The 15,707-nt window shown below is 46.3% G+C and carries 15 protein-coding genes; 10 read left to right on the forward strand and 5 right to left on the reverse strand.

What is annotated here, in order from left to right; genetic code table 11:
* Positions 1 to 69: 69 nt before the first annotated feature.
* A complete protein-coding gene (gene seqA, locus Pcarn_RS09915; protein ID WP_261833708.1) occupies positions 70 to 621 on the reverse strand; it encodes a replication initiation negative regulator SeqA in 552 nt (183 codons plus the stop codon).
* Between the two features lie 92 nt (positions 622 to 713).
* Between seqA and Pcarn_RS09920 the strand changes: the two genes are divergently transcribed.
* The 3 genes from Pcarn_RS09920 to fldA all read left to right on the forward strand — a co-directional run bounded on the left by Pcarn_RS09920 (position 714) and on the right by fldA (position 2,350).
* Positions 714 to 1,478, forward strand: a complete 765-nt coding sequence (locus tag Pcarn_RS09920; protein ID WP_261833709.1) for an alpha/beta fold hydrolase — start codon at positions 714 to 716, stop codon at positions 1,476 to 1,478.
* Between the two features lie 80 nt (positions 1,479 to 1,558).
* On the forward strand, positions 1,559 to 1,777 hold the full coding sequence (locus Pcarn_RS09925) for a DUF2788 domain-containing protein (protein ID WP_261833710.1): 219 nt from the start codon (positions 1,559 to 1,561) through the stop codon (positions 1,775 to 1,777).
* A 45-nt stretch (positions 1,778 to 1,822) separates the two neighbouring features.
* Positions 1,823 to 2,350 carry a flavodoxin FldA gene (gene fldA, locus Pcarn_RS09930; protein ID WP_261833711.1) on the forward strand — a complete coding sequence of 176 codons (528 nt, stop codon included), beginning with the start codon at positions 1,823 to 1,825 and terminating at the stop codon, positions 2,348 to 2,350.
* A 49-nt stretch (positions 2,351 to 2,399) separates the two neighbouring features.
* Here the strand turns inward: fldA and Pcarn_RS09935 are convergent, their stop codons facing one another.
* The gene (locus Pcarn_RS09935) at positions 2,400 to 2,903 is read right to left on the reverse strand and encodes a DUF4442 domain-containing protein (RefSeq protein WP_261833712.1); all 504 of its coding nucleotides are present in this window, start codon (positions 2,901 to 2,903) and stop codon (positions 2,400 to 2,402) included.
* Between the two features lie 159 nt (positions 2,904 to 3,062).
* Here Pcarn_RS09935 and fur point away from each other — a divergent pair, with 159 nt between their 5' ends.
* A complete protein-coding gene (gene fur, locus Pcarn_RS09940; protein WP_261833713.1) occupies positions 3,063 to 3,509 on the forward strand; it encodes a ferric iron uptake transcriptional regulator in 447 nt (148 codons plus the stop codon).
* A gap of 11 nt (positions 3,510 to 3,520) precedes the next feature.
* Positions 3,521 to 4,129 (forward strand): type II secretion system protein, encoded by a 609-nt coding sequence (locus Pcarn_RS09945; RefSeq protein WP_261833714.1) that lies wholly within the window; start codon positions 3,521 to 3,523, stop codon positions 4,127 to 4,129.
* A 63-nt stretch (positions 4,130 to 4,192) separates the two neighbouring features.
* Here Pcarn_RS09945 and glnS read toward each other — a convergent pair whose 3' ends face one another.
* Positions 4,193 to 5,857 (reverse strand): glutamine--tRNA ligase, encoded by a 1,665-nt coding sequence (glnS, locus tag Pcarn_RS09950; protein ID WP_261833715.1) that lies wholly within the window; start codon positions 5,855 to 5,857, stop codon positions 4,193 to 4,195.
* Positions 5,858 to 6,043: 186 nt separating this feature from the next.
* On the reverse strand, positions 6,044 to 7,537 hold the full coding sequence (gene nagE, locus Pcarn_RS09955) for an N-acetylglucosamine-specific PTS transporter subunit IIBC (protein ID WP_261833716.1): 1,494 nt from the start codon (positions 7,535 to 7,537) through the stop codon (positions 6,044 to 6,046).
* A gap of 430 nt (positions 7,538 to 7,967) precedes the next feature.
* On the opposite strand from nagE, the gene nagA reads away from it, so the two are divergent.
* The 5 genes from nagA (at position 7,968) to asnB (ending at position 15,066) form a co-directional block, all read left to right on the forward strand.
* Positions 7,968 to 9,098, forward strand: a complete 1,131-nt coding sequence (gene nagA / locus Pcarn_RS09960) for an N-acetylglucosamine-6-phosphate deacetylase (RefSeq protein ID WP_261833717.1) — start codon at positions 7,968 to 7,970, stop codon at positions 9,096 to 9,098.
* Positions 9,099 to 9,107: 9 nt separating this feature from the next.
* Positions 9,108 to 10,328 carry a DNA-binding transcriptional regulator NagC gene (gene nagC / locus Pcarn_RS09965; RefSeq protein WP_261833718.1) on the forward strand — a complete coding sequence of 407 codons (1,221 nt, stop codon included), beginning with the start codon at positions 9,108 to 9,110 and terminating at the stop codon, positions 10,326 to 10,328.
* A 66-nt stretch (positions 10,329 to 10,394) separates the two neighbouring features.
* Positions 10,395 to 11,987: a cation:proton antiporter family protein gene (locus Pcarn_RS09970; protein WP_261833719.1), complete on the forward strand. Its 1,593-nt coding sequence runs from the start codon at positions 10,395 to 10,397 to the stop codon at positions 11,985 to 11,987.
* A 110-nt stretch (positions 11,988 to 12,097) separates the two neighbouring features.
* Positions 12,098 to 13,258 (forward strand): GGDEF domain-containing protein, encoded by a 1,161-nt coding sequence (locus Pcarn_RS09975; protein ID WP_261833720.1) that lies wholly within the window; start codon positions 12,098 to 12,100, stop codon positions 13,256 to 13,258.
* A 143-nt stretch (positions 13,259 to 13,401) separates the two neighbouring features.
* Positions 13,402 to 15,066, forward strand: a complete 1,665-nt coding sequence (gene asnB, locus Pcarn_RS09980; RefSeq protein WP_261833721.1) for an asparagine synthase B — start codon at positions 13,402 to 13,404, stop codon at positions 15,064 to 15,066.
* 49 nt (positions 15,067 to 15,115) lie between these two features.
* Here asnB and rfaH read toward each other — a convergent pair whose 3' ends face one another.
* Entirely contained in the window at positions 15,116 to 15,616 is a 501-nt protein-coding gene (rfaH, locus tag Pcarn_RS09985) for a transcription/translation regulatory transformer protein RfaH (protein WP_261833722.1), read from the reverse strand.
* Between the last annotated feature and the right edge of the window lie 91 nt (positions 15,617 to 15,707).

Below are 15,707 nucleotides of genomic sequence, written 5' to 3' on the forward strand. Positions count from 1 at the left end.
TCGTATTTTTAAATCATTAAAAAGCCCACTCAAACCGGGGAGTTTTAAAGTGGGCCAATCTTTTTTCCTTTAGATTGAGCGAGTTACTCGCTCGATGAGGTCAGTAGGGAAAGACATCCTCACCATCAATTGTTCCACCATCTGGCGCTTCCTGTCGGTATTATTATTTGTGATCACCCAGAAAGGTGAGTCAGGAATCGCCCTTGGCTTAGTGGTTTTGCCACTCGCCAATAATGTTTCTTCGTTGTCCGCAAAGTAGATACGCTTGCGGCCCTTCACTTGAGTTGCCTCAGCAAAGCCATCTTTATCGATGCGGTGCAGCGCCGCTAGGATAAACATAAATCGGTCGATCGCTTTTTCGCGTGCAGCAAACTCGTCTGAGATAAGCACACTGCGGATCTCTTTAATAGGATCGAAGCTCGAGGTTGGTTTACCCACTACAATCGGAGTTGCTGCACCTGCTGGCTCAGCGTCTGCTTCAACTTGAGCTTGAGGTTCTTGCTGAGATTCACCATCCACATTCAATAAACGTCGTAAGATATCGGAAGCACTCTCTCCAATACGTTGGGTACGGCTCGCGATAAATCGATACAATTCGTCGTCAACTTCGATGGTTTTCATTCGCATTTCACAATCTGATTAGTTTAAACTGCGCCAGATTATAACCAGTTATTGTTGAGTTCTCTACGGAAAGCAAAAGGGAAATAGTGAAAATGTCGGACCAATTACATTATAAAGACCAAGGCGATGGAGAAATAATCATATTGATCCACGGATTATTCGGAAGTCTGGATAATTTGGGGCTTTTAGCTCGAGATTTAGTCAAAGACCATAGGGTTATCAGTGTCGATCTGCGCAACCATGGCCGTTCTTTCCATAGCGATGACAACAGCTATCAAGCCCAGGCATTCGATGTTCTCAACCTTCTTAATCACCTCAAGATCGAAAATGCTACCCTGGTTGGTCACTCTATGGGCGGTAAGGTGGCAATGCGTTTAGCCAGCCTAGCCCCGCAAATAATCAGCAAGATGATCATCATGGATATGGCTCCAGTCTCTTACCAAGTTGATCGACACGCTAATGTGTTTGCCGGGATCCTAGCGGTGGAAAATGGTGCACCTACTGCTCGCAGTGAAGCCATGGATTTGATGGCCACCGAGATTGAAATGGACGGGGTTCGTCAGTTCCTGAGCAAATCTTTGTATAAAGTTGGAAATAGACTGGCGTGGCGCTTTAACCATAGGGTTTTGAAATCATGGTACTGGGAGATCACCGGTTGGGAGACCCTAGCACCCAACCCAGTCTCCACCCTTTTCATCAAAGGAGCGGATTCCGACTACATCACAGCTGAGTATCAAGCACAGATCCTACAACAGTTTCCGAATGCTAAAGCCCATGTCATTGCCAACACTGGACACTGGTTACATGCGGAAAAACCTGAGATGGTACTGAGAACCATTCGCAAGTTTTTGATCTAGATCTGCTCTAGATAAAGTTTTATTACAAGCAAGAATTGCTGTGATATAGTTCTGCGATTAATCAAGCATAAAGGGATGTCATGCTCTACGATTACATCGACAAGATAGAGTCTATCGGACTCGATCTGCTGTTCGCTTCTGTCTTCATTCTGATAGGTTTAGCGATCAAAGACGTACTAAAGCAGGGTAATGTTCCACCGTTTGGGCGTCGAATCGTATGGCTGGTATTGTTTCTTGGCTGTGCTGGGTTTGTCGCTAAAGGCATTATCCAAATCTCATGGGAAGGCTCAGGTCTATAGACCTTGAAACAGGGCATCCACTTCAATCAATAAGGTATTCATTCTATGGCAAGCGTAGGTATCTTCTTCGGCAGTGACACAGGTAACACTGAAGCTGTTGCAAAGATGATTCAAAAACAACTTGGTAAAAAACTGGTTCACGTTCAAGATATTGCAAAAAGCAGCAAAGAAGATATCGATAACTTTGACCTGCTACTACTAGGTATCCCTACTTGGTATTACGGTGAAGCACAATGTGATTGGGATGACTTTTTCCCAGAGCTTGAAGGCATCGACTTCAGCACCAAACTAGTAGCGGTATTCGGCTGTGGCGACCAAGAAGACTACGCAGAGTACTTCTGTGATGCAATGGGCACCGTACGTGACATCGTTGAAGCGAAAGGTGGCACTATCGTAGGTTACACTCCTACCGAAGGCTATGAGTTTGAAGCATCGAAAGCACTAGTAGACGACGACAACTTCGTAGGTCTATGCATCGATGAAGACCGTCAGCCAGAACTGACTGACGAGCGCGTTAAAAATTGGGTTGAGCAGATCTACTCTGAGATGTGCCTATCTGAACTGGAAGACTAATTCCAAATTATTCCAAGAAAAGGGACCTTCGGTCCCTTTTTTATTGTCTTTACGCCGCCTTACTGCGAGAAATATCCGTTACTTGCTTCGCTCGACGCCTGATATAAAGCACCCTTTCTATCTCAGCCACCACATCCCCGTGTTCATCCTTTACATAAATCACAAAGCTAGGGAAATGCTTATCGCCATTCGCGGTAGCATTACGGATCTGGGCTATGATCTCTGGAGATAGCTGAAACTCAGCAGTGAGCTTTCCTCTACCCGGCTTGATATAGTGAATACTCGCCTTACTATCCCAAATCAGATAATCAGGACCAAACACCCCCATCAACATAAAGGGGTATATAGGGTCTGTCATAGAGAAAATATTGCCGCCGTAAGCGCTGCGATTCGCGTTTTTATTCCACCAGCGGTATTTCAGCGCCACCTTGGCATAACAAAAATCTTTACTAATAGTTTCAATGCGTATGCCGGAGCCGATAAAAACTGGCCAGCAATTGAATATTCTTTGTACCCAATGGGGCTTCATTAACTTGTACCAGCTCGCTTTCATACCCTTTACGTTAATAAGATGTTAAAATTTAAGTCACTATGCGTGATTTCCCACTGAATTACAACGAAAAAACCATACCCCTATCCAAGCTGTGGTTTAATGTTTGTTAGGGTTTCAATATAATGACAATAGCTGAGCTAAAAAACTGTAGGAATTAACATGCCAGATAACAATAAGGCCTTAAAGGATGCGGGCTTGAAGGTAACACTACCTCGCTTAAAGATTTTAGAGCTACTGCAACAACCGGGCTGTCAGCATATCAGTGCTGAAGAGTTATATAAGAAACTGATCGATATCGGCGAAGAGATTGGCTTGGCAACAGTATACCGAGTTCTTAACCAATTTGATGACGCTGGCATTGTCACCCGTCACCACTTCGAGGGTGGTAAATCTGTATTTGAACTTGCAACACAAGAGCACCATGACCACCTAGTTTGTCTAGATTGTGGTTCTGTAATCGAGTTTTCTGATGACCTGATTGAGCAGCGTCAGCACGAAATCGCTGAGAAATACAACATCAACCTGACCAACCACAGCCTATATCTATACGGCCGCTGTGCTACAGGTGACTGTAAAAACAATCCTAAGGCACATAAGCCTAAGTAAGACCTGCCTATATGATTAGAGGAAAAGGATTTACTTTAATCGAATTGATCGTGGTGATCGTGATTCTCGCCGTGTTGGCGGTGGTTGCTGCGCCACGATTTCTAGATCTTAATAGTGATGCCCGCGAGTCTATGCTCAAAGGGGTAGCCTCTGAACTTCAACAAGCCATCAATTTTGCTCATCAGCGATGGGTGGTCGAAGGTATCGGCAATGTCGCGGTGGCCAATATGCCTGGCTACGCCGAAGGCACCGACACCAATCCAAACAGTAACAGTATCGACAGTCATCTGGATATGAACGATGTTGGTTACCCGATTGGTGTTGATAAAAACCCTCGATTAAGTGCACCGCTCAATATTGGGCGAGGCAACAAGGCCTGCTTCTTACTGTGGAACCGACTGCTAGACAGCTCTCTAGTCGCCACCGATAACGCCAATCAGATCGATGACTTTGACATCTACGCCACACGCCGTCGTGGTGAGGGCGAATTTAGTGGCGCCCAAACACGTTGTGCCTTTATCTATACCAAAGATGGTTTTAGCACCAATCCCAACAATGCTACACATGTCATCTGGTATGATTCGCGTACAGGCGATATCTCTTACGTCTTAAACGACTAATATCAAACAGCAGACATAAAAAATACCAGCTAATCTAGCTGGCATTTTTGTATCGAATTTCGCTTAGTTGGCGCTGATTTTAGCCCAAGTGTCGCGAAGTCCTACAGTACGGTTAAACACTAGTTTATCGCTAGAGCTGTCTTTGCTGTCCACACAGAAGTAACCGGTACGTTCGAACTGGAAGCCCTTCTCCGCTTCTGCATTTGCAAGGCTTGGTTCTACCACACCCTCAACGATAGACAATGAGTCTGGGTTGATAGTCGCTTTAAAGTCTTCCGCTGCCGCAGGGTTAGCTACGGTGAATAGACGGTCATAAACACGGATCTCAGCAGGTACGCCCTTCTCAGCCGATACCCAGTGGATAACACCTTTAACCTTACGGCCATCAGCAGGGTTCTTACCTAGAGTCTCAGCATCGTAGCTACAGAAGATAGTCGTTACCTTGCCGTCTTCGTCTTTCTCAATGCGCTCAGCCTTGATCACATAAGCACCACGTAGACGAACCTCTTTACCTAGAACCAAACGCTTGTACTTCTTGTTTGCTTCTTCGCGGAAATCGTCAGCTTCAATAAAGATCTCGCGAGTAAATGGTACCTCACGGCTACCCATCTCTGGCTTGTTCGGGTGGTTAGCGATTTCTAGGGTCTCTTCACCTTCGAAGTTTTCGATAACGATCTTAACTGGGTCAAGAACCGCCATCGCGCGCGGAGCGTTCTCGTTAAGGTCATCACGGATGCAAGACTCAAGCGAGCTGTACTCAATCATGTTCTCTTGCTTAGTCACACCAATACGCTTACAAAACTCACGAATAGACGCAGGAGTGAAACCGCGACGGCGCAAACCAGAGATGGTCGGCATACGTGGGTCATCCCAACCGTTTACTAGGTTTTCAGATACCAACTGGCTTAGCTTACGCTTAGACATCACGGTATTTTCTAGGTTTAAACGGCTAAACTCGTACTGACGAGGCTGACACTCGATAGTGATGTTATCCAGAACCCAATCGTAAAGACGACGGTTGTCTTGGAACTCAAGAGTACATAGCGAGTGGGTAATGCCTTCCAGCGCATCCGAAATACAGTGGGTGAAGTCGTACATAGGGTAGATGCACCACTTATCACCAGTCTGGTGGTGTGTAGCAAAACGCACGCGGTAAAGCACAGGATCACGCAGCACCATGAATGAAGATGACATATCGATCTTCGCGCGCAGACACGCCTTGCCTTCCTCGAAGCCACCATCACGCATCTTTTCGAATAGCGCTAGGTTCTCTTCTACAGGACGGTTGCGGTATGGACTCTCTTTACCTGGAGCTGTTAGCGTGCCACGGTATTCGCGGATCTCTTCAGGTGTTAGCTCTTCAACATAAGCTAGACCTTTTTCGATCAGCTCAACTGCGTAGCCGTAAAGCTTATCGAAGTAGTTCGATGAGTAGTGGATGTCGCCAGACCAATCAAAGCCAAGCCACTTTACGTCGTTCTTAATAGACTCAACGTATTCAATGTCTTCTTTCTCAGGGTTAGTGTCATCGAAGCGCAAGTTGCACTGTCCCTGATAATCTTGAGCAATACCAAAGTTAAGACAAATGGATTTAGCGTGGCCGATATGCAGATAGCCGTTTGGCTCTGGCGGGAATCGGGTATGTACGCTGTTGTGTTTGCCATCCGCTAAATCTTTATCAATGATTTGGCGAATAAAGTTTGATGGACGAGCCTCAGCTTCAGTCATCTAAACACCTCGTTAGTATTGTTCTGTAAAGTAATATTTTCTGACCCGCCATTGTATGCTTAACGCTAAATAACCTCAAGAAACCTAGTGCATTGTCAGAGCAAGTTACCTCTTATATATGGGCGTTTTAGGTAAAAAAAATGCCTCCCGAGGGAGGCATTAGGACAATCATTTTAATCTTATCGATTAAGAAGGAAGTTGAACTGTTGTTAGGTCAACGTCTGCAGGGATGTTTTTCATCTCACCCGCAATGATTTCAGCCAGTGGGCCAAGGATGATTTGAACGTTGTTTGAACCTAGTTTCACAACACCCATCGCACCTAGATCTTTCAATTGCTTCTCGTTGATTACGCTAGTGTCTTTTAGAGTTAGACGTAGACGAGTGATACAAGCATCGATTGTGCTTAGGTTAGCGTGGCCACCTAGCGCTTTTAGGTACTGCTTAGCTAGCTCAGAAGAGTTCTCAGAACCGCCAGTTGTTGCTGCGCCTTCATCTTCGTCTTCACGACCTGGAGTCTTAAGACCAAACTTCACGATTACAGTGCGGAACACAGCATAGTAAACACCGAAGAATACTAGACCTTGAACAACAAGCATGTACCAGTTAACTGCTAGTGGGTTGCGGCTTGATAGAACCAAGTCCACAAGACCTGCAGAGAAACCGAAGCCTGCAATCCACTGCATAGACGCTGCGATGAATACAGACACACCAGTTAGGAATGCGTGTAGAACATATAGCGCTGGTGCTAGGAACATGAATGAGAATTCTAGTGGCTCAGTAACACCTGTGAAGAATGATGCGAAGCCTGCAGCGATCATGATAGAAGCAACTTTTGCTTTGTTCTCAGGTTTAGCCGTGTGGTAGATAGCTAGAGCTGCACCAGGTAGACCGAACATCATGATTGGGAAGAAGCCCGCTTGATACATACCAGTGATACCCACTGTTGCTGTACCTTCAGCGATAGACTTAGCGCCACCTAGGAAGTTAGGGATGTCGTTAATACCTGCAACGTCGAACCAGAACACTGAGTTAAGTGCGTGGTGAAGACCTACAGGGATAAGTAGACGGTTGAAGAATGCATAGATACCCGCACCTGCAGAACCCATACCTTGGATAGACTCACCGAAGTGTACTAGACCGTCGTAGATTGCAGGCCATACGTACATAAGTACAAAAGATACTGCGATACCCGCTACAGACGTTAGGATAGGAACCAAACGCTTACCAGAGAAGAACGCTAGTGCTTTGTGCAGTTCAACGTGAGAGAAGCGGTTGTAGATCTCAGCAGAAATAATACCCACTAGGATACCAACGAATTGGTTCTGGATCTTACCAAATGCTGCTGGAACAGCATCAGCAGGAATGCCTTGAATCTGAGAAACTGCACCTGGAGAAAGTAGCGTAGTTACTACATACATCATTACTAGTGCTGCTAGTGCTGCTGCACCGTCTTTGTCTTTAGACATACCGTAGGCAACACCTACCGCAAATAGCCAAGACATGTTGTCGATGATCGCCGCACCAGCTTTGATTAGAAAGCCAGCCAGAGCACTGTTGCCACCCCAACCCGTTGGGTCAATCCAGTAACCAATACCCATTAATATTGCTGCAGCAGGAAGTGTCGCCACCGGCACCATAAGTGCCTTACCTACCTTTTGAAAGTATCCGAGAATATTCACCTTACACTCCTTTAGAGGAAATTATTTAATTCAGCTCTATCTCTACCCTGTCGCTTACCTAAAGCTCAGTGACAAGGAAGATGAAAACTTTTTTTAGCCCACCAATTTAGTCCCTTTCATCATAAGCAGGTAAATTTGCATCGCAAATTAAAACCCCATAAAACGTGATGTCTATCATATGAGGGATGCGAATAGCCCGGTTTTTGTTAGCTCGATCATAAAACTTATTTCACTATTAAAATTAACTGCGAATTTGAGTATACTTGCCTATATGCCAAATTTATCCACGTCTTATAGGACGTGCTTGTACAGCAATAAAATAAGTGGGACCACCTGATTTCACGTGCCCTACAAACTGGACAAGGCAAACAGATTCTGTGACTCGCTCCCATGCTGCGGGTTACCAACATAAATTCAGGAGTAATACTCTATGTATGCGTTAACCAACTGCACCCTGTTTACAGGCAGCGATACCCTGTATCAGCACGCGGTCATCATCGATGGCGATACCATAGTAAAGGTATGCCCTCAGGCTGAACTCGATTCTTCAATCAAGACTATAGACCTAGAAGGCGCAAATGTATCACCAGGCTTTATCGACCTTCAGCTAAACGGCTGTGGGGGCGTGATGTTCAACGATGAGATCAACGCTGACACCCTGCAAACCATGCAAGCGGCTAACCAAAAGTCAGGCTGCACAAGTTATCTGCCAACCCTTATCACCTCTTCCGATGAAGATATGCGTGCAGCTATCACTGCTCAGCGTGAGTTCGAAGCGCAATATGCGAATCAGTCTCTAGGTTTGCACCTTGAGGGCCCATACTTGAACTTAGCTCGCAAGGGTATTCATACCGAGTCCTACATCCGTCAATCTGATGATGAGATGGTGGACTTTATCTGCGACAACGCAGATGTGGTGGCGAAGGTAACCCTAGCGCCAGAGCAAAACAACCCAGAGCACGTTAAAAAGCTGGCCGAGGCAGGGATTGTGGTTTCAATTGGTCACACAAACGCCACCTATCAAGAAGCGCGCGAAGGCTTTGCCAATGGCATCACCTTTGCTACTCACCTATTTAATGCCATGACACCTATGACAGGTCGTGAGCCAGGTGTTGTGGGCGCTATCTACGATACCCCTGAAGTATACGCGGGCATCATCGCCGATGGTTTCCACGTTGATTATGCAAACATCCGCATAGCGCAGCGTGTTAAGGGCGAGAAGCTGGTACTGGTTACCGATGCTACCGCTCCAGCAGGCGCTGAGATGACAGAGTTCAACTTTGTTGGCAAAACTGTGTATGTAAAAGATGGCAAATGCGTTGGCGCAGACGGCACACTCGGTGGCTCAGCTCTGACTATGATTGAAGCGGTAGAGAACTGCGTGAAGCACGTGGGTATCTCTTTGGACGAAACCTTACGTATGGCGAGCCTGTATCCTGCGAAAGCTATTGGCATAGATCACAAGCTTGGACGCATAAAATCAGGTATGATTGCCAACCTTGCTATTTTTGATAGCAATTTCAAGGTATTGAACACTGTAGTAAACGGCGAAATGCAATAAAGGGTAACTATGACTGGCGGACAGATTGGTAACGTAGACTTGGTCAAACAGCTGAACAGCGCAGCTGTCTATCGCTTGATTGACCAACAAGGCCCAATATCACGAATTCAGATCGCTGAATTGAGTCACCTTGCACCTGCAAGTGTCACAAAGATCACCCGCCAGTTGTTAGAGTTTGGCTATATCCAAGAGGTGGCTCAGCAAGCCTCCACTGGTGGTCGTCGTGCCATCTCTCTAAAGACACAAGTTACTCAGTTCCACACCATAGCGGTACGTATCGGTCGTGACTATCTACAGCTTTCACTGCATGATCTAAGCGGTGCGGTGTTGGCGCAAGATGAGTCTTCGATTCAGTATCGCGACCAAGGCGAATTGGTTGGACAATTGTTCGACAAAATCGCCCTGTTTAAAGCCTCTAACGAAGCGCGTATTCAACAGCTTATCGCTATCGGTGTCATCCTTCCTGGTCTGGTAAACCCAGTGCAAGGAGAGGTGGAATATATGCCGAATACCAAGATAGACGACCTGCCTCTGGCTAAGATGCTAAAAGAAGAGTTCAAGGTTGAGTCTTTCGTGGGGAACGACATCCGCGCTATGGCACTGGCAGAGCACTACTTTGGCGCAACCCGAGATTGCAACGACTCTGTAATGATCAGTGTTCACCGTGGTACGGGCTCTGGCATCATATCTGGTGGTCAGGTATTCCTTGGTAGCAACCGTAACGTGGGTGAAATCGGCCATATTCAGGTGGACCCTCTTGGTGAGCAGTGCCAGTGTGGCAACTTTGGCTGTCTTGAGACCATCGCTGCTAACCCAGCTATCGTGAAAGGCGTAAAAGCGCGCCTGGCCCAAGGCTATAGCTCTTCTCTTGCCGATGAAGCGAACATAGATATAGATACCATCTGTGAACACGCACTAAATGGCGACGCCTTGGCTACCCAAAGCATAGTGCGCGTGGGAGATCAGCTAGGTAAAGCAGTCGCCATCGTTATCAACCTATTCAACCCCGAGAAGATCGTCATTGCAGGTCATATTACCAAGGCCAAAGAGATCCTCTTCCCGGCTATCCAACGCAATGTGGTGAGTCAGTCGTTGACCGCTTTCCACAAAGACCTACCTATAGTTTCATCGGATCTTGAACTGCAACCAACCATGGGTGCCTTCGCTATCGTAAAACGAGCCATGCTAAATGGGATCTTGTTACAAAAATTAATGGATTCCGCACAATAACAGTTACTTTCAGCCTAATATTTGTGGTTGAATGTGCGCGAATTTTGTAACAGTTAGCAGGGTAATATGGATATAGTTCTGATATGTGTGGCGTTTATTGCTGGCTTTATAGCTCAACGGTGTAATCTGCCACCCCTAGTCGGATTCCTGCTTGCTGGATTTGGTCTAAATGCCTTTGGCTTCGAAAGTAACACAGCTATCCAACACCTTGCCGACCTAGGTGTTACCCTGCTGCTGTTTACGATTGGCCTGAAACTGGACATCAAGGTCCTGCTTTCTAAAGAGATCTGGGCCGGTGCCACCATACACAATGTTGCGTCCACCGCTTATTTCACTCTAGCCCTACTCGCTCTGCAGTTTATTGGTGTCAGTGCATTCGCCGATATGGGCATGACTCAACTAGTTATCCTAGGCTTTGCCCTTTCCTTCTCGAGTACCGTATTTGCTATCAAAGCGTTACAAGATAAGGGTGAGATGAACTCTGTGTATGGCACTCTGGCCATCGGTATCCTGGTTATGCAGGATATCTTCGCGGTTATCTTCCTCACTGTCTCCACAGGCAAGATACCTGAGTGGTATGCCATCTTCCTGTTTGCCCTGCCACTGGCAAGACCGCTTCTATTCAAGCTCCTAGATAAGTTGGGCCACGGTGAGCTGCTGGTTCTGGGTGGCATCTTCTTTGCCTTAGTAACAGGCGCTGGTCTATTTGAACTGGTTGGTGTTAAAGCGGACCTTGGCGCACTGGTGCTAGGAATGCTTCTCGCCGGTCACAAAAAAGCTTCAGAGCTTTCTAAGTCACTGTTTAATATGAAAGAGCTACTACTAGTTTGCTTTTTCCTTAATATCGGTCTTTCCGAGCAACCGACAGTGACGGGCCTTGTAATGGCTATCCTGTTTATGTTCTTACTGCCAGTTAAGGCTCTATTCTACTACCTCATTATCGACCGCTTTAAGTTTAGAAACCGTACCTCACTGCTCACCTCATTGACTCTGTTTAACTACAGTGAGTTTGGCCTGATTGTGGGTGGTCTCGCATACAAAGAGGGATGGATCACCGGTGATATCATGGTCGCTATCGCCCTTGCTGTATCTATCTCCTTTGTAGTATCCGCCCCTATTAACCGCTTCAGTAACGGTATCTACAGGCGTAGCGCTCAATGGCTAAAAGAGCACAGTGACACTAAGATCAACATTCGCGACCAATTTATCCACCTAGGTGACTCTCAGGTAATGATTCTAGGTATGGGCCGTATCGGCACCGGAGCTTATGATGAACTGGTTCGCCGCCATGGTGAAATCTGTGTTGGTGTAGAAATCCGTGACGATACCGCTGGGCATCACCAAAAATATGAGCGCAATACTATCCAAGGGGATGTGACCGACTCAGATTTCTGGGAGCGAGTGCAGAACATACAACAGATCGAATTGGTGCTTTTGGCAATTCCGAATAATCAGGGTAACCATTACGCCTTTGAACAGCTGAAGATCCGTGGCTACAAAGGCAAAGTCGCAGCTATTGCTGAATATCCGGATCAGGTTGATCAATTCTTAGAGCTTGGTGCAGATGCGGCCTTCAATATTTATCGAGAAGCGGGCAGCGGTTTTGCAACCCATGTCTGCGACACCCTCAAACCTGAATTCACTAAAAACAGCGCTTAAGTTAGAAAAGCAGTCGAAAGACTGCTTTTTGCTTATGGAATAACCGCAATTCCATCATCCTACTCGGTTTGTACTAAGCTTATGCAGTCGTAGTCGTCTTCAAAAAGTGCATGCAAACCAATAACTTTTCCCATTTCGCGAACATTCAAAACCGCAAACAGATGCGACTTTGGTTACCTATAGTCGCTGCTGTTTTGTTATTCCTAGGTTTCTTTATTCCCTATCTATCGAGAACCACCTTCTTGCTGGACTCAACCGAAGAGATTTATTGGTTTCGCTTCTTTCTCATTGCCATCGCTCCACCCGCACTCATGGCGCTTTGGTACATAGCGAAGACCCAGGTTGTAAATACTAAACTCAATCTAGCCATCTTAATGGGTGTCTCCATCCTAGTAGCCGGACTGCATGCCATCATGCTGACTCAGTCTCATACCCTAGCGCCCATCTCAATCATTTTGCTGAGCCTATTGGTAAAGGTGATGATACTGCCAATGTGGGCCGTCGGCTCCCTATATGGGGTAAGCGTCATTACCGGCATCTTAGTGATTATGCTATTAGACGGCTATCGCGTTTTAACCCCCCACCTTTTCGCTTCTGTCTCGTTTACCTTGATATGGTTGCTCTATCTAGGTCAGGACCACTTTGTGACTCGAAAACGTCGCTTCGAGCACAATCAAGAGCAGTGGAAAGCCCACCAACAGATTACATTGCAGCTTCTAGAGCTAGAAGCGCAAAAAAAGAAACTACAAGCACTTGCCATCACCGATGGCCTGACAGGTGTGTATAATCGCGGCTATTTTGATGTGGAATTAGAAAAAGAGATCAAAAGGCTTGCTAGAAACCCCACCCCGCTAACCCTAGTGTTAGTAGATATTGACCACTTTAAACAGGTCAACGATACCCTCGGGCACACCATCGGTGACGATTTTCTACAGAGGGTTGCGGTAGAGTTAAAACGTATTTTTAGGCGTTCAACAGATTCTGTATGTCGTTATGGTGGCGAAGAATTTGCCATTATCCTGCCAAACACCGATGCCAAAGGGGTTGAGGTTCTAGTCGAAAAACTTCGCGAAGCACTTAAGCTTGCTAACCTACCCCATCCAAATGGTAGGGCATTGACCGTTAGTATAGGTGTAACCATCACTCAAAACGCAGATTTCTCCTCAAGCACTCTGATAAACAGTGCCGATGACGCCTTGTATGCTGTGAAGAAACAAGGGCGTAACAACTACCAAATCACCCACTTAGAGCACAAAACCACCACCACTTAGATGAAATCCAAACAAAGATAGCTTTTATTAAATATTTTCTATCTAAAGCATTCCAATACTAATTATTTTAATAAAGCGGGTTGTTTTTTTTTAATAAGATGGCAAATTGGTTTTAAACGATGTTAACGGTTTAAGGAAATACTATGTGCTCAATATTTGGGATTCTTGATATCAAGAGCGACGCTGCCAAACTACGTCCAGTGGCTCTTGAGATGTCTAAGAAACTGCGCCACCGTGGTCCTGACTGGTCAGGTATCTACTCTTCAGAAAAAGCAATCTTGGCGCACGAGCGTCTAGCGATTGTTGGTCTGAATAGTGGTGCACAACCTCTGTATAGCCCAGACAAAAAGCTTATCCTTGCCGTTAATGGTGAAATCTATAACCACAAAGAATTGCGTACTCGCTATGAAGGCAAGTATGAATTCCAAACGGATTCTGACTGTGAGGTTATCCTAGCCCTATACCAAGACATGGGTGCAGACCTTCTTGAGGAGCTAAACGGTATCTTCGCTTTTGTTCTTTATGACGAAGAGAAAGACACCTATCTAGTAGGCCGTGACCATATCGGTATTATCCCGCTATACCAAGGTCTGGACGAGCACGGAAATATCTACGTTGCTTCTGAGATGAAGGCGCTAGTACCAGTATGTAAAACCGTCTCAGAATTCCCTCCTGGCTGTTATCTAGAGAAAGGCGCTATGGCACCGACTCGCTATTATATTCGTGACTGGAACGAATATGCGGCGGTACAAGGCAACAGCACCAGCAAAGAAGAACTAACTGAAGCTCTTGAGGCAGCAGTTAAGCGTCAGCTAATGACAGATGTGCCTTACGGTGTATTGCTATCTGGTGGCCTAGACTCTTCTATCACCTCGGCGGTAGCAAAACGCTTCGCAGCGATGCGTGTTGAAGACGATGATAAGTCAGAGGCTTGGTGGCCACAGCTACACTCATTTGCTATCGGCCTTGAAGGCGCACCTGATCTTAAAGCTGCTCGCGAGGTTGCTGACCAGATAGGTACGGTTCACCACGAGATGACCTACACCATTCAGGAAGGCCTAGATGCTATCCGTGACGTTATTTACCACATCGAAACCTATGACGTGACGACCATCCGCGCTTCAACGCCTATGTTCCTAATGGGTCGTAAGATCAAGGCTATGGGTATCAAGATGGTGCTGTCTGGCGAGGGGGCTGATGAGATCTTCGGTGGCTACCTATACTTCCACAAAGCGCCAAACGCACAAGAATTCCACGAAGAAACAGTACGTAAACTACTGGCACTAAACATGTTTGACTGTGCTCGTGCGAACAAGTCTCTAGCGGCTTGGGGCGTTGAAGGACGTGTACCTTTCCTAGACAAAGAGTTTATCGACGTGGCTATGCGTCTAAACCCACAAGACAAGATGTGTGGCAACGGCAAGATGGAGAAACACATCCTACGTGAGTGCTTCGAACACTATCTTCCAGATGCGATCGCATGGCGTCAGAAAGAACAGTTCTCTGATGGCGTAGGTTATGGCTGGATCGATACCCTACGTGAGGTAGCGGAAGCTAAAGTTACTGACCAGCAAATGGAAACCGCGCAGTACCGTTTCCCATACAACACGCCAACTACCAAAGAAGGCTACGTCTATCGTGAGATCTTTGAAGAGTTGTTCCCACTGCCATCGGCAGCAGAGTGTGTACCGGGTGGTCCATCAGTAGCTTGTTCTTCAGCAAAAGCTATCGAATGGGATGAGTCATTCAAGAACAACGCCGACCCATCAGGTCGAGCAGTTAAAGCGGTTCACAACGACGCTTACTAAAACAACAAAGGGATGCAGATGCATCCCTTTTTAATTCTCGCTTGTTTAATTAACCGTGTTCGATATCTTGGTTATTCACTTGGATCTCAACCGGCTTATTGATCAGCGTTACCAGCAGGATTGAGCGCTTTTCACCATCGGCCTCTTGGTAGATGGCATCGATACCTGCGAACTGACCTGACTTGATAATCACCTTGTCCCCTTTCTCCGGTAGATTTACCTCAGAAACCGGCTCTAGCTGACTCTTCTCAATCTCTTTTAGGGTATACACGAGGTCGCCCTGAAGCTCTTTAGGGTAGGCACCGGTACGAACAAAATCTGCGACACCTCGGGTTGAACGAATGGTGGTAAAAGTCGGTCCTACCTCGTAGTCGAAACGCACAAACATATAGCTTGGAAACAGCGGCTCCAGCTTTTTTGTCTTCTTGCCTCGCACCAACTTTTCAAGTTTAAATTGAGGGTAATAGACCTCAACACCCTGATTCTCCAAATGCATCCGTGCCCGCTGCTGTTCACCGCGACGACAATAAAGTAAATACCACTGTTTCATAACCTAGCCTGAGTTTTTCTTTTTTTAACCCATACATTTTATCAAACATTAAAACTGTATGCCGTACCCTCGCTCTTGAGTGCTCATTTAG

Origin of the sequence: Vibrio ishigakensis, from assembly GCF_024347675.1 — a bacterium.
GTDB classification, from domain to species: Bacteria; Pseudomonadota; Gammaproteobacteria; order Enterobacterales; family Vibrionaceae; genus Vibrio; species Vibrio ishigakensis.

Coding starts and splice junctions, on each gene's coding strand:
- rfaH (WP_261833722.1), bottom strand. CDS start 15,616: ATGAAACAGTGGTATTTACTTTATTGTCGTCGCGGTGAACAGCAGCGG.
- Pcarn_RS09970 (WP_261833719.1), top strand. CDS start 10,395: ATGGATATAGTTCTGATATGTGTGGCGTTTATTGCTGGCTTTATAGCT.
- Pcarn_RS09925 (WP_261833710.1), top strand. CDS start 1,559: ATGCTCTACGATTACATCGACAAGATAGAGTCTATCGGACTCGATCTG.
- fur (WP_261833713.1), top strand. CDS start 3,063: ATGCCAGATAACAATAAGGCCTTAAAGGATGCGGGCTTGAAGGTAACA.
- nagA (WP_261833717.1), top strand. CDS start 7,968: ATGTATGCGTTAACCAACTGCACCCTGTTTACAGGCAGCGATACCCTG.
- glnS (WP_261833715.1), bottom strand. CDS start 5,857: ATGACTGAAGCTGAGGCTCGTCCATCAAACTTTATTCGCCAAATCATT.
- seqA (WP_261833708.1), bottom strand. CDS start 621: ATGAAAACCATCGAAGTTGACGACGAATTGTATCGATTTATCGCGAGC.
- Pcarn_RS09975 (WP_261833720.1), top strand. CDS start 12,098: ATGCAAACCAATAACTTTTCCCATTTCGCGAACATTCAAAACCGCAAA.
- fldA (WP_261833711.1), top strand. CDS start 1,823: ATGGCAAGCGTAGGTATCTTCTTCGGCAGTGACACAGGTAACACTGAA.
- asnB (WP_261833721.1), top strand. CDS start 13,402: ATGTGCTCAATATTTGGGATTCTTGATATCAAGAGCGACGCTGCCAAA.
- Pcarn_RS09920 (WP_261833709.1), top strand. CDS start 714: ATGTCGGACCAATTACATTATAAAGACCAAGGCGATGGAGAAATAATC.
- Pcarn_RS09935 (WP_261833712.1), bottom strand. CDS start 2,903: ATGAAAGCGAGCTGGTACAAGTTAATGAAGCCCCATTGGGTACAAAGA.
- Pcarn_RS09945 (WP_261833714.1), top strand. CDS start 3,521: ATGATTAGAGGAAAAGGATTTACTTTAATCGAATTGATCGTGGTGATC.
- nagC (WP_261833718.1), top strand. CDS start 9,108: ATGACTGGCGGACAGATTGGTAACGTAGACTTGGTCAAACAGCTGAAC.